At 72.6% G+C, this 14,069-nt stretch carries 8 protein-coding genes; 4 read left to right on the forward strand and 4 right to left on the reverse strand.

All coding sequences use genetic code 11. The features are described from left to right. The first annotated feature begins 340 nt into the window (after window positions 1–340). Window positions 341–787, forward strand: a complete 447-nt coding sequence (locus tag ACFW22_RS12250) for a hypothetical protein (protein WP_386402017.1) — start codon at window positions 341–343, stop codon at window positions 785–787. A 54-nt stretch (window positions 788–841) separates the two neighbouring features. On the opposite strand, the gene ACFW22_RS12255 is transcribed toward ACFW22_RS12250, so the two are convergent. Continuing rightward, complete coding sequence (locus ACFW22_RS12255) at window positions 842–1,531, reverse strand: DUF4389 domain-containing protein (protein WP_386402019.1); 690 nt, start codon at window positions 1,529–1,531, stop codon at window positions 842–844. 299 nt (window positions 1,532–1,830) lie between these two features. On the opposite strand from ACFW22_RS12255, the gene ACFW22_RS12260 reads away from it, so the two are divergent. The 3 genes from ACFW22_RS12260 to ACFW22_RS12270 all read left to right on the forward strand — a co-directional run bounded on the left by ACFW22_RS12260 (window position 1,831) and on the right by ACFW22_RS12270 (window position 7,600). Next, window positions 1,831–2,334, forward strand: a complete 504-nt coding sequence (locus ACFW22_RS12260; protein WP_386402021.1) for a hypothetical protein — start codon at window positions 1,831–1,833, stop codon at window positions 2,332–2,334. An 886-nt stretch (window positions 2,335–3,220) separates the two neighbouring features. Further along, entirely contained in the window at window positions 3,221–5,269 is a 2,049-nt protein-coding gene (locus ACFW22_RS12265) for a SpoIIE family protein phosphatase (RefSeq protein ID WP_386402023.1), read from the forward strand. Window positions 5,270–5,521: 252 nt separating this feature from the next. After that, complete coding sequence (locus tag ACFW22_RS12270) at window positions 5,522–7,600, forward strand: SpoIIE family protein phosphatase (RefSeq protein WP_386402025.1); 2,079 nt, start codon at window positions 5,522–5,524, stop codon at window positions 7,598–7,600. A gap of 170 nt (window positions 7,601–7,770) precedes the next feature. Here the strand turns inward: ACFW22_RS12270 and ACFW22_RS12275 are convergent, their stop codons facing one another. From ACFW22_RS12275 to ACFW22_RS12285, 3 genes are all read right to left on the reverse strand, one after another. Then, window positions 7,771–10,821, reverse strand: coding sequence for a hypothetical protein (locus tag ACFW22_RS12275; RefSeq protein WP_386402027.1), 3,051 nt, complete (start codon window positions 10,819–10,821; stop codon window positions 7,771–7,773). Beyond that, window positions 10,822–12,684, reverse strand: a complete 1,863-nt coding sequence (locus tag ACFW22_RS12280; protein WP_386402029.1) for an HSP90 family protein — start codon at window positions 12,682–12,684, stop codon at window positions 10,822–10,824. 77 nt (window positions 12,685–12,761) lie between these two features. Next, window positions 12,762–13,736, reverse strand: coding sequence for a hypothetical protein (locus ACFW22_RS12285; protein ID WP_386402031.1), 975 nt, complete (start codon window positions 13,734–13,736; stop codon window positions 12,762–12,764). Window positions 13,737–14,069: the final 333 nt, after the last annotated feature.

Consider the following 14,069-nt stretch of genomic DNA (forward strand, 5'->3'; position numbering starts at 1 on the left):
TGACGAAGCGAATCCGCACGCGCGGCCCGCGTGATCTCCTCGCAGCGCGTGCGCGCCCTGGTGCCGCCCGCTGAGCGGTGCCGGTCCTCCCCTGCCGTGGTCACCCGCTCGATCGCAGCCCACTGCCCGCCCGATGAGTCGCTCGGGTGCGGCCTGCGTTCGCCCTCCCCGCCACATCGGCGGGTCGCCGACTGCGGACGGGGGGAGCGGGACTGGGGGAGGGCATCAGGGGCGTCAGACCTGGGGCGTACGCGAGGTCCGTACCCAGGGCGTACGTATGCGGACAAACGGCGGCAATCATTGAATCGTCCCCGCAATCACCAGGAAGCGAGTCGGAGCAGTGAGCCGAAAGACCCCCCTCGTCCTTGCCGCAGTGGGCATCGTCGCCCTCGGCGTCGGTGCGGCCGTCGCCGTCCCCGCCGCCGATCGCTGGTGGGACGGGAGGCGCCAGCAGTCCTCCGCGTACGCGACCGGCGCCAAGGCCAAGCAGGACCGGCGCTCCGTGCCGCGTTGGCTGCCCGACGAAGCGACCTCGGTCCAGTACGCCATGAAGACGACGGGAGGCGAACGTCTGCTCGTCGCGACGACGGTGGGGGCCCGCCCGCCGGCCGAGTGCAAGCCGATCGAAGGGACCGCTCCCGAGGCCGAGATGGGGGCTCCGTGGTTCCCCGACGCCGTCGCGGGCAAGGCCACCCTCAAGTGCGGCTCGTACTTCGCGTACCAGGACGGCACCACCTTGACCGCCTGGTCCACTGACCGGGAGTGGCGCGATGCGGGTTCGCCCTGAGCCGCCGCGCCGCCCTCGGGAGTGCGGACCGCGTCGAGGGCGCCGGACCCGGGCTCAGGCGCCCGGCGCGGGAGCGGCCGGCTCCTCGCCCCCCTGGTCCAGTGCGAAGGGAGGGTAGCGGTCCGTCATCAAGGACGCGTAGACCGCGACGCGGAGGATCCAGCGGACCAGTCCCATCAGGAAGTCGTAGAGACGGCGGGGGTAGACGGCGGTGAAGAGCAGGGCGACGACGGCGATCAACGTCAGGGCGCCCACCAGGCTGAAGCCGTAGTGGACCTCACCCCATTCGTCTCCGCTCTCGTACCAGCCGCTTCCCACGAACACGTCGACCAGCACGTAGTGCGGAATTGCCAGGAGCCACCACTTCACCAGCACCAGCCCCCGGGAAAGGCGAGCGGGGTGGGGGAGGTCCAGGTGGAAGGGGTAGTCCGGAACGTCTTCCAGGGTGAACGGCGGATAGCGATCGGTGCCCGCGACGGTGAGTGCGTAGTAGTGAACGCGTGCGCTCCACCGCAGGACCCCGAGGTTGAAATCGAAGAGAGGGCGTGGGTACCGGCCCGTGAAGAGGATGGCGAAGAAGGCAATGACCGTCACCACGAAGAACCCGACCCACAGAAAAGCCAGTACGACGTAGTGCGGGATGGCCAGTAGCCACTTGACCAGCCACATCCAGCGTGTCAATTGTGGATCGAGCGAGGCTTCCACAGTGAGCGGATAGGGAGTCCCCTGCGAATCCTTGAGCATGTGTGAAAGCCTTTCCGGAAAGGCGAGACTTCTGTCGCCAGAATCGCATCGGACCCGGGGCGTCGCCACCCAAGGGCCGTCCCGTAACCCCGTGCCGTCCCGGTGTGCCACTTCTCCCGGAGGGAGGCGGGGCTGCTGGTCCCGACGCTTGCGCTCGGTGCTGCCCTCGGAAAGGATTGCGTCCCGGGGGCGCCGTTCGGGGCGGCGTCAGGGGCAGGGGCGGAGACAGGGACATGTGCGTGGTGGACGTGAAGGCCAAAGAGGCTGCCGTGGCTCGGTTCCTCCGCGAACATCCGCACATGGGGCAAGCCGGCTGCGACCATCCCACGCTGCTGGGCTGCACCGATGTCGATTGGTCGCAGATCCCCGGGTGTCCCGCCGGGACCCCGATCCTGCTGCGTGCCCTTCTCGACGGTGAGGCCGGCCCCGAGGCCCTGACCGTGCTGGACAACGTCCTGATGAGCAGCCCCCTCCGCATGAGCGCCGTGATGCCCGCTGCCCTGCCCTTCCTGATGCGCCTGGCAGCCCTCCCCGACCTGGTGGTGCGGCCCGGTCTGGTTGATCTCCTGGTCGTCGCTGCGGAACTGTCCTCGCCGGTCGACGTCGACGAGGAGCGCCAGGTGCTGCTCTTCGGGAAAGACTGCGATCACCCGGAGCGCGAGGAATGCAGGGCCGTCTTCGCCGCACATGCGGCTGTCCTGGGTGCTCTCTTGGAGGACGAGACCCTTTCGGACGGACTGATCAGCACGGACGACCGCGCGTGCCTGCTTCGGGCCGCGGGACTGGAGCGGTACCCCTCCTGACCGCCCTCGGCGGAGTCTCCGTCGGCGCCCCTCGGACCCGGTGGCAGCACCCCCGGGTCATCCGATCGACGGCGAACGACAGTGATCTTCCATCGTCTCGAAATCGCAGCTCACGGACGTGCTCGGTGTTCGGGCTGCTCGCTTCGGTCGTGGGCGGCGGCCTGCGGAGTCGGTCGTCCCTCAGTACCGTGGCTCGCGGAGCGGCGCAGTGGTTTCGCCGGCCCGGGCCGGCCGGGTCGGGCAGCGGTCGTGAGGAGAGGCCCGTGTGAGGTCGCCTTCGGACGCGCCGCCTCGTTGCCCGTACCGCGGGCCCTGGACGGTGCCGAGGCAGCGGCGGAAGGTCGCTCCTGCCGGGGTGCACACCGGATGCACGAGGGCCATCAGCAGCACCTAAGGAATATTGTCGACTTATGGGTGATTTCGCGCACTCCCTGCATGCGCAGTCGCCGGCACGCCGTTGCGAGTGCCGTCCGAGCGCGTACGGGGAGGCGGCACGGCATGCCCACCGCTGCCGGGAAGTGCCTGCGGCCCGGCAGCGCCCGGCTGAGGACGACAGGACGGTGACCACCGGGGCACGGGTCGTCACGCCACCGGGGCTGCTGCTGCCGGGGCGGGCACCGCTCGGGCCACGGGCGAACGCCGGAGCGGCGTGCGTGCGCAAACCGGCGGAGCGGCACGCCCGGCCGGCGGAGCCGACGGGGCGGCCGACGGGCACCGGCCGGGCGCCGCGCTGGGCGGGTCCGCGCGTCGGCGCGAGGGCGGCGGACGGTCGCCCCGGTCTGGCCCACCCGCTCGCTGCGGTCGTACCGAGGGCAGGGTAGCGGCCGTGCGACCGTCCCCTTCAGGCCCGGGAACCGGCCCCGGTGCGGAACGGCTGGAAGCCCTCATGGCCGACGTGATGCACGAGACCGGAGCTCCGGTCGGCCTGCTCTACCTGCTGCAGCCCGAGGACCGGCGGCTGTGGCTGGCGCTGCTCTCCGGAGTGTCCCGGCAGATCGCCGCGCCGTGGTACCGCGCTTCGTTGGATGCGGCGACGCCGGTCACGGACGCCATGCGCCAACGGCGTCCGATCTGGCTGGACAGCCGAGAGGAGGTGGCCCGTCGCTACCCGCAGCTGGGCCTCGTCCTGCCGTACGACTTCGCGCTCGCCGCGTGCCCCTTCGTCAGCGGTACCCCGGTGCGGGGAGGCATCGCCCTGCTGTGGCCGGTCGGATCCACTCCGCATCCGACCCCGTACCGGCGTGCGGCCGTCAGCGCGTACTGCCGGCGAACGGCACTCGTCCTGGCGCAGGCCGCCGACCGGGGCGATCCACTGCTGCCCCCCGAGGAGCCCCGTTACCTTCCGGCACCGTTCGAGGATGCCGACCCCGCCCGGGCCGTGGCCGCGCTCGGCTTCGCCGAACGCCTGCCCACGGGCTGCTGTGCGCTGGACCTGGAAGGCCGGCTCACCTTCATCAACTCCGCGGGTGCCGATCTGCTGGGCAGCGATGTCGCCTCGCTCACGGGCCGTCTGCTGTGGGAAGCACTGCCGTGGCTGCACGTGCCAGCCGTCGAAGAAGGCTATCGAGCCGCAGTGATCACCCGTCGACCGACCTCCTTCACCGCAACGCGCCCTCCGGACGGACCCCTGCTCTTCCGGCTCCATCCCGATGGCAGCGGCGTCAGCATCCAGATCACGTCCGCATCACAGCAGACGGACACCGTGGAGGATCCGCCGGCCGAGGAAGCAGTCGGTGTTCTGGGGCTGTACCACCTCACGCACCTGGCGGCTGCCCTCGCCGAAGCCGCCACCGTCCACGACGTGGCCGAGGTCGTCGCCGACCACATCGTGCCCGCCTTCGGCCCCCAGGGCCTGGCCCTCGTGGTCGCCGAGGAGGGCCGTCTGCACGTCATCGGCCACCGCGGCCACAGTGCCGAGCTCATCAACCGTTTCGACGGCACGCCCTTGGCCGCCCGCACCCCGACGGCGCAAGCACGGGAGATCGGCGCCCCCGTCTTCTTCTCCGACTCCGCCGACTTCCAGCGCGCCTACCCCGGCGCACCCCGCTACGACGACAGGAGTTCCTGGGCCTTCCTCCCCCTGACCGCCTCCGGCCGCCGCATCGGATCCCTCTCCCTCTCCTACGACCGGCCCCACTCCTTCCCCCCGGCCGAACGCGCCCTCCTCACCTCCCTCGCCGGACTGATCGCCCAAGCCCTGGACCGCGCCCGCCTCTACGACGCCCAGCACACCGTCGCCCGCACCCTCCAGACCAGCTTGCTTCCCCCGGCACTGCCCCGCATCGCAGGCCTGGACGCCGCCGCCTGCTACCGGTCCGCCGGCCACGGCATGGACATCGGCGGTGACTTCTACGACCTCATCCACATCCCCACCGCCACCACGGCGGCGATCGGAGACGTCCAAGGCCACAACACCGCCGCCGCAGCCCTGATGGGACAGGTCCGCACCGTCGTCCACGCCCACGCCACCGCCGGCACCTCCCCCGGAAACCTCCTCGCCCGCACCAATCGCCTCCTCACCGACCTCGACACCGGGCTCTTCACCAGCTGCCTGATCGTCCAACTCGACCTCGCCCGTCACCGCGCCCGCCTCGCCACCGCCGGACACCCCCCGCCCCTGCTCCGCCACCCCGACGGACGCACCGAAGTCCTGAGCCCGCCCCCCGGACTTCTGCTGGGCATCGATCCCGACGCCGACTACCAGACCGTCGAAATCCCCCTTCCGCCCGGCGCCGTACTCGTCCTGTACACCGACGGGCTCGTGGAAGTGCCCGGCAAGGACATCGACGACACCACCCGTTCCTTCGTCCGCCACCTCGCACGAACCCGGGTCCACGACCTCGACCGCCTCGCCCAGAGCCTCCTCCGCCACGCCGAACACCCCGCCCGGAACCACGACGACATCGCCCTGCTGCTGCTCCGGCCCCTCCGGTGACCGCGGCAGCCGCCACCGCCCGACAATGCGGCGAGCGGGTCCGACGAGCCCTCGGAAGACGCCCCCGGAAGACGCCCCGGGAAGCAGCCCGGGCGACCACCACACGGCGTTCCCGGCGGCGGCCCTCCACGATCCGGCACGTGCGGGACCCCGAACGACCGGAACGGATCACTGCGCGGCGCCCGGAACCGGCGGAGTGCGCAGGCGTCGCCGGGCGGGTGTGCCGATACTGGAAGCAGAACCGGTGCGACGGTGAGCGTGGTGATGGACGAGACGGCGGCCGAAGTGACCAGCGGCGCCGCACGGGATGCGGGCGGCTGGCTCGGTGCGCTGTCCGTGGCCGCCGTGGCCACCGACAGCGCCGGAATGATCGTTCGCTGGGACCGCACCGCGGAGGAACTGCTCGGCTACGCCTCCCGCGACGTGGTCGGGCGGCACATCGCGGAGCTGCTGCACCCCGGGGCGGACCGCAGCCTGGGCCGCTCGCTGTGGGAGCGCGCGGTCACCGGCCGTGGCGTCATGGGCACCGTGACCGCCTGGCACCACGACGGGCGGCCCCTCGAACTGGAGATCTGGGCGACACCGGTCCCCGCACGGACCCGTGGCGGCACCACGGTGCTGGTCTTCGCCGCCGACGCCCACGAGGCCCGGGCGATCCGCGGTTCCTCCGCCGTGTGGGACGGACTGTTCGCCCGATCACCCGTCGGCATCGGAGTCCTGGACACCCAGCTGCGGTTCCTGCGCGTCAACCCGGCGCTGGAGGCCATGAACGGCCTGTCCGAGGCCGCGCACATCGGCCGCCGCCTGGTCGAGGTCCTGCCCGGTGTGAACGCCGCGGACATGGAGGCCGCGATGCGGCGGGTGCTGGAACACGGCGAACCGGTCCTGGACTTCCGCCGCATCGGCCGCACCCCCGCCGACCCCGACCACGACCACGTCTGGTCGTGCTCGTACGTGCGCCTGGAGGACCCGGACGACCGGCCGATCGGCCTGACCGCCACCCTGATCGACATCACCGCGCAGCAACAGGCCGAACTCGAGGCCGAAACCGGCCGGCGTCGTCTCGCCCTGATCAACGAGGCCACGTTCAAGATCGGTACGAGCCTGGACCTGGAGCGCACCGCCCAGGAACTCGCCGATGCGGCCGTGCCCGATCTGGCCGACGCCGTCACCGTCGACGTCCTGGACAGCCTCGCCGCCAGCGGCGAGCCCGGCCCGGGGCTGATCGGCGGCAACGCCCTGCGCCGCCTGGGCAAGGCGCCGCTGACCGGCTCCGCCGTCACCGAGGTCCTGGCCCCCCTCGGCCGTACGCTCGCCTTCCCCGCCGCCGCCCCCTACTCCCAGGCCCTGGCCGATCGGCGGCCCTTCCTCGTCGCCCGCCTCGACGCGCAAGCCATCGCGCCCGCCGCCCGCCACTCCACGGCCCCCGCCACGCTCCTGGGCCTGGGGGTGCACTCCTTCATGATGGTGCCGTTGCTGGCCCGCGGCGTCGTTCTGGGCCTGGCCAGCTTCTACCGCAGCCGGCCGCTCGGCCCGTTCACCGAGGACGACCTCGCGCTGGCCGGCGAACTCGCCGCGCGCGCCGCGATCTGCGTGGACAACGCGCGCCTGTACCACCGCGAACACGACACCGCCCTGATCCTGCAGCGCAGCATGCTGCCCCAACACATCACCCCGCCGCCCGGCTTGGAGGTCGTGCACCGCTACCTGCCCGCCAGCGACGTCAACGAAGTCGGCGGCGACTGGTACGACGTCATCCGCCTCGCCGACGGCAAGGCCGGCCTCGCCATCGGCGACGTCATGGGACACGGCACCGCTGCCGCGGCCGTCATGGGACGCCTGTCCGCGAGCGTGCGAGCCCTGGCCCGCCTGGACCTCGAACCCGAGGCCCTCCTCCACCAGTTGGAGTCCGCGCTGGACGACTTGGCCGAGCCCATGCTCGCCACCTTCTGCTATGCCGTCCTCGATCCCGCGAGCGGCCACTGCCGCATCACCCGGGCCGGCCACCCGCCCCCGGCGCTGGTGGAACCCGACGGCACCGCCCGCCTCCTCGACCTACCCGCCGGTCTGCCGCTCGGCGTCGGCGGCGCGCCCTTCACCACGACCGAGTCCACCTTCGAACCGGGCAGCACCCTGCTGCTGTACACCGACGGGCTCGTCGAAGCCCGGGGCAGCGACATCGACGACCGGCTCACCGAGCTCGTCGATCTCCTCGGGCAGCCCAGTTCCTCCCTGGACCGGCTGTGCGACGCCCTCCTCACCCACCTGGTGCCGACCTCCGCCGACGACGACATCGCGGTGCTCGCCGCCCGCCTCCCGCCCACCCGGTGACACCGCGCGACCGCGGCGCACCACCGGCCGCCCGTCCGTGCGTCCGCTCCGGCCGTCCCGTCCCGCCGCCGTCGGTGCACGGCTCCCGAAGCGGAGGGCGGGTGGCCGGGAGGAAGCGGAGGGGACGGCGTGCCGGACGGCCCGTCTCGGGACGTCGTCCCCTCCGGGCGTCAGCGCGAGAGGAACTCCTGCCGCAGCGCGTCGAGGATGCGGGCCGCCTCCTCGAGACCCGCCGTGCGGCAACGGGCCGCTGCCCCGTTCAGCCGGACGACGGCCTCCTGCCGTCGCTCCAGGCCGTTGCACTCGATCAGCGCTGCGATGCGGACGGCCTCGGCACGCGGAACCTCGCCGTGCTCGCCGCCCTCTTCGTGCGCGGAGATCGCCGCCTCCGCCTGGACCATGGCCTCGTCGAAACGACCGGCTTCCGCCAGGACGAGGGCGCGCCGGTAGTGGATCTCGCCGCGCTCGTACCAGGCCGTGAAGTCGTCCCCGTCCTCCGGCGGGGCGGCCAGGGCCGCCTCGGCGCGGGCCAGGTGGTCCAGGGCCGCGTCGACCCCGTCGGCCCCCCGCGTGGCGAGGGTGAGCCGTGCGAACTCGCGCATCATCAGGGCGATGATCCCCGTGTTCGGCGACTGGGCGTGGGAGGCGACGGCCCGCTCGTACGCGGTCTCCGCCGCGTCCCAGCGGTCGGCCATGGCCAGGGTGGTCGCCGCCTCCGCCGCCACCAGGGTGAGGACCGCGCGGTCCTCCTCCGGCCAGCTCGCCACGGTGTCCGCGAGGCGCAGCAACTGCTCCGCGGCCGGAAGATACTCCTCCAGTTCGCGCAGGCCGCGTCCGAGGGTCAGACGGGCCTGGGCCAGCATCCGCTGGTCCACGTCCGGCAGGGCCCCATCGGCGAGGACGGACTCCAGGACGGCGACGGCATCGGCCTGTTGCCCGGAGCGGGCGAGCACGTCGGCCAACTGGAGCCGCGCGTCCGTCGCCTCGGCGGCTTCCCCGTCCTGGTCGAACCGCGCCGCCGCCTCGGAGAGGTGGCGGACCGCGCCGCCCGGGTCCCCGAGGTGCACGGAGGCATGGCCGAGGAGGAGGTACGTCGGGGCGAGCGCGAAGGAGGCGTCGTCGTGCGCGACGGCATCGGCGATGGCGCCGTGGAGCAGTTCCGCGGCCTCCTCGGTTTCCCCCTTGGACAGCAGGATCTGTGCGAGGAACGCGCTCGGACGCGGCCGGCGCCAGGGCCGTTCGGCAGCCTCGACGTCCCGGAGGGCCGCACGGAGCTCCCGCTCGGCGCCGGCCACGTCGCCGAGACGACCCGCCAGGTCCGCGCGGAACTGCCGGGCGTTGGCGATGTGGTGCGGGAACCCGAGGCGCTCCGCCTCGGTGTGCAGCCGTCCGGCACTCGCCTCGAACCGCTCCGTGAGCCGCTCGACGTCCGCCGCTCCGGAGCCCTGGTCGGTCGCCGACGGCGCGCCCGCCTCCTCGGTCCCCTGCCCGTCCGTGCTCAGCGCGCCGATCACGTCCCGGTAGGTCGCGAAGGCGTCGGAGTAGAGGACGGAGAGGTACGCCAGGGTGCGCTCGGCGTGCAGGTCGTCCCCGAGGGCCGCTTCCCCGTCCCCGAGGGCAGCGCCCTCGAAGGGGACCTCGGCCTGCAGCTTCTCCGCTGCCAGCAGGGCCTCGTCCAGCCCTGCCCGGACCGCGGCCCGGTCCGGCCGCTCGCTCTCCGCGCCGCGCGGGAGCAAGGTCCAGGCGAGGGTGCGGGCCCTGCCCGAGAGCGCGTGCCAGGGCATCTGGAGCCGCTCGTAGAGTTCGACGGCCGCAGTGGCCTCGGCGGTGCTCTCCGCATGGCGGTCGTCCAAGGAGAACTGTTGTGCGCGGTGCTCGGCGAGCTCGGCCCGGAGGAGGTCCTCGGGGCCGGAGGCCCCGTCGTGCGGAGCGGTGCCGTCGGCGAGGCGCTCGGCGATCCGGGTCCAGAGCCGGGCGTCGCCGGGGTGGCCGCTCAGCGCCATCCGGCGGGCTTCCCGCACGAGTGCGGCGAAGTCCTCGGGCACTTCGATCCGGGCGGCAGTCGTCGAGGACGAGGACGTGAACGCCGATGCCGATGCGACGGTGCGCGTCGCGGTGGAGGCGCGCAGACCGAGGGGCAACGGCTCGTCGAGCAGGGGGCGCCGCGCGAGCCGTGCCCTGCGGTCCCCGCCGACGGCGTCCGTGCCGTTGCGCGCGTCGAAGGCGGCGGCGAGCGGGTCGGCCTCGGAGCGGACGTGGGCGAGGAGCGCGTCGGCCGTCCACGGGCGACCGGCCGGTCCTGCCACCGGGGTCTCCCCGTGGCCGTTCTCGACGAGGTGGGCGAGGAGCACTTCGACGCCGACGAGGAAGCCGAGGTGGGAGAGCGGAGCGCCGGTCGCCTCGAAGAGGGAACGGTTCTCTGCGAGGATTTCCAGGCCCCGGCCCTCGTTGCGGGAGAGCGCGCAGAACTCCAGGTGCAGGCCCACCTCGTCCTGCATGCCCGGGTTCCCCCGCACCTTGCGGTAGCCGGCGAGGTGGTGGGAACGGGCCTCGTCCGTGCGGCCGGAGCGCAGCAGCGGGAGCAGGGCGAAGGCCTGGCTCATCTGGGGTTCCTCGCTGCAGTGCTGGTTCCCTTCGAGGACCGGCCGCCACGCGTCCAGGGCCGCCGCGTCATGGCCGCCGTTCACCTGGTGCCGGGCGTGGTGCCGGGTCTCGCAGGCCTCGCAGTCGCTGAGCTCCGTGCGGGGCCGGGTCGCCCAGAGGTCGTAGGCGTCGGCGACGCCCGCTCCGGTGTGGTGCGCGAGGTGGTAGGACATGGCGGCGACGGGCTGCGGACCGTGGCCCGCCTCCTCGTAGCGGGACCGCATCCGGTCGATCCAGCCCCGCACGGTCGCCAACGGAATGTCCGGCACCTGCAGCAGGGAGGTCGTCACCCACTTGAAGCGCCAGAAGACCTGGTGGGCCTCCCACGGGCTGAAGGAGTCGGGGGAGTCGTCCCACAGCTTCAGCAGACGGGCGAAGACCACCGGCGACTTGCGGTGCTCGCCGGTGAACTCGTACGAGGTCATCAGTTCGAGCAGGGCCGTGACGAGCACGTCGGACTTCTCGAAGGCCTCCGCGGCCTCGACGAGTTCCTCGGCGGTGACGGTGCGTGCCAGACCGTGGGGGCGCTCGTGGTTCTCGCGGAGCGCCTCGACCACGGCCTCGGGGGTGTCCAGCATCTACAGTTCCTTCTGGGGCTCGGATCCGGGGGCCGCCGTGCCGGGGTGGTGCATGGCGTGGGTCAGCAGGCCGATGAAGGCCCGGTTGAGCAGGGCGCTCTCACTCGCGCGCAGCGGTCGCCTGCTGAGCAACAGCGCCTGGCCGTAGAGCGCCTCGGCGGTGGTGACGGCGAGGCCGCGTTCACCGATGGTGAGGGCCTGCCGGACCAAGGGGTTGAGGTGGTTGAGGACGAGCTGGGCGCGCGGGGTCTCGTCGCGCAGGGAGCCGAGGATGTCGGCCCACAGCCCGTCGCTCTCCGCCGCGAGGTTCGACCGGGTGCGCTCGTGACGCGCCTCGCGGTTGTCGAGCAGCAGCGCGGGGGCGGTGACCGGCTGGAAGTCCCGGAGCACGACGTCACAGTCGTGGGCCCCGATCGTCTCGCGGGCGACGGCCAGGAACGCGGCAGCACGCAGCTCGGCGCCCGGATCGACGGCGTCGAGGTGGGCGGTCACGGTGCTCGGATCGAGATCGGTGACGGAGGTGCCCGGGCGGATTTCGGGCAGCCGGTGAACGAGGTCGCGGTCGTAGGTGTAGCCGCCGTTGACGACGCCCAGCCCGGCGGCCGAGGCGATCGGCGCGACCTGGCGGAACTCCTCGACGCTGCGCGTCACGAGGAGCGCGGGGTGGTTCCGTGTGAACTCCTCCAGGGTGACGTTGCCGTCGGTCGTCTCGAACGGCAGCCAGGGCAGCACGATGCGCAGCAGTTCGTCGTCGTAGCGGGCGAGCGCCTTGACCGCGAGGTGGTGGGTGTCGATGAAGCGGTGCAGCAGGGCCGGATCGCTGGCGGCGAGGCCGGTCAGCCAGTCCCGGATCCGGTCGCCCAGGGCGTCCCGTACGGCGGACAGGGTGCCGTCCTCGTACAGCGACTCCCGGGAGGCGGTCGGTCGCAGGCTCGTGGTGTCGACGACGCAGCGCACGAAGAACGCCCACTCGGGGAGCAGTTCGGGGGCCTGATCGGTGAGCAGCATGCCCTTGAGGTGGACGCGGTGTCCGGCGCGCTGGGCCGGGCTCACCGCGGTCGGCAGGACGTAGGCGACCCCTCGGAGGCCCGCCGCCGGCAGGTCCAGCTCGATGGCGTCGAGCGGGGTGAAGTCGAAGACCTCGCGGCAGTGCGCGGTGAGCGCCTCGCGCCGGGCCAGGGGGGAGCGGTGGGTCCGTTCCCACGGCGGCGCCTCGTTGACCCGGTGGTCCTCGCCGCGCGGGTCGACGACGGTGACCTCGTGCCGCAGGAGGCTGCCGTAGTGCCGGGCGAGGGCGATGACCCGATCCGGTTCGGTCCACTCGGCGTTGTCGACGCGTGGCACGAGCCGCACGGTGGTGCCCGGCTCGGGCAGCGTGGCGGAGGGCAGGGTACGGATGGTGTAGCGGCCGTCGGAGTGACCCCGCCACTCGACGGTGGGCGCGGCGGGGTCGGCTGCGGATCGGCTCAGCACGGTGATCTCGTCGGCGACGACGAAACAGGCGAGCAGGCCGATGCCGAACTGGCCGATGAACTCCCCGCGTGCGGCGTCGAGTCCCGCACCGTCGAGGGTGCCCCCGGCGGTCCGCTTGGAGCTCCGCCCGATGGTGGCGAGGAACCGGTGGACGTCGGCTTCGGTCAACCCGATGCCGGTGTCCGTGACGGTGAGGGTCTCCCCGGTGCGCACGGTGATCGTCCCGGCCGCGCCCGGCTCCAGTGCCTGTCGGGCGGTGATGGCGTCGACGGCGTTCTGCAGCAGTTCGCGCAGGTACACGCGGGGGCTGGAGTAGAGGTGGTGGGAGAGCAGGTCGACCAGGCCGCGCAGGTCGACCTGGAAGGTGTGTGAGGTCTCGGAAGGGGACACCGGGCGCAGTCCTTCGGGGCGCGCCCGCGCCGGAGGGCGCGGGCGGGGTGTGAACGGGGGTGGGCGCGATCGGCCGATCAGGCCGAGGAGGAGCGGAGCTGTCGGAAGGCCTTTGCCGGATCGGCACCGTTGAGGTAGTACCAGGGGAACTCGGTGACCCGCCCCCCGAGCGCCCGGAAGCACTCCTGTGCGGAGCGGTCCTCGTCGGCCAGTGAGAAGGCCATGGCGAAGGTGTTGTAGACCTGGATCCAGCCGGGGCCCCGGACGAAGTCCGGATGGCGAAGGGAGTGGTCGGCCGCCTCGCGCAGGGAGGCGCGCACCGCCGGGCTCCGCATGTAGCCGAAGTCCTCTTCGGGGTTGAGGGCGAGCCAGTGCTCCAGATGCGCCGTGGCGACGAGTTGGCCGAGCAGCGTACCGGCGGGCGCGCCGAAGGCGGACTCGCGGGCGAAGGCGTGCATCTGCTCGTGCGAGCCGCTCCACTTCGCGCACAGGTGCTGCAGCCGTTGCTGGTGCGCTCCCAGGTGGTGCGGGGCGCGGCGCACGGTCGCCTCGAAGCGGCGGCGTGCGACGTCCGGTTCGACCTGGAGGCCCCGGCCGGTGACCTGCAGGGCGTACCAGGGCGAGATCCAGCCGGGCTCGCGCTCGGCCACCTCGTACAGCCACTTCTCCGCGGAGGCGAGCCGGGAGTGGAACAGCTCGAACTGTTCGCGGGAGACGTCCTTGGCGAAGGCGCTGGTGCGCGCTTCCCAGCCCCAGCTGAGGTAGCGGATCCCGGCGACCAGGCGGGGGAGCGGAGATTCCGGCTCCGCCTCCAGGACCTCGACGATCCACCGCTCCACCCCGGCGACATCGCCCACGGCCCACAGCAGTCCCGTGCGGTCCTCGCTCTCGGGCCTCGCTTCGAGCTCGGCCCGCACGGTGGCCCAGTCCGCGGCCTTCGCGGCTGCGCGGACGCGCCTCGCCGCGGGATCCCCCTGGTCCTTGTCGACGCGCGGGACCACCTTCGTCGTCCACTTCTCCAGCGCAGGCCCCCAGTCACGGAGCAACGCCATGTCCCCACCCCTTGCAGCGTTTCGGACGGGATGACCGATGATCACTGCATTCCGTGGGTGTAGTGACTATCACGCGTGACCGACAATCGCACATCTGTTTATGTCGCCCGGTCATGCGGCGCCGTGGTCCCGGGCGGACCTCGCCCTCCGGTTCCCCGTCGCGGCCTCCCGGGCGCCCCCGTGTCCGGGCCGGCCGGGTCGCCACCCGCGCCCCTTCCGCCCGTCGAGGGCGGCGGCGGGGTGCGGGTGGCGAGGAGTGGGAGGCGGTGTCGAACTTCAAGGATTTGTCATGTACTCGTCTTGTGTGGGGTCCCCTGCGGGGCGATGCTTGCC

This window comes from Streptomyces sp. NPDC058872, assembly GCF_042743065.1.
Lineage (GTDB): Bacteria > Actinomycetota > Actinomycetes > Streptomycetales > Streptomycetaceae > Streptomyces.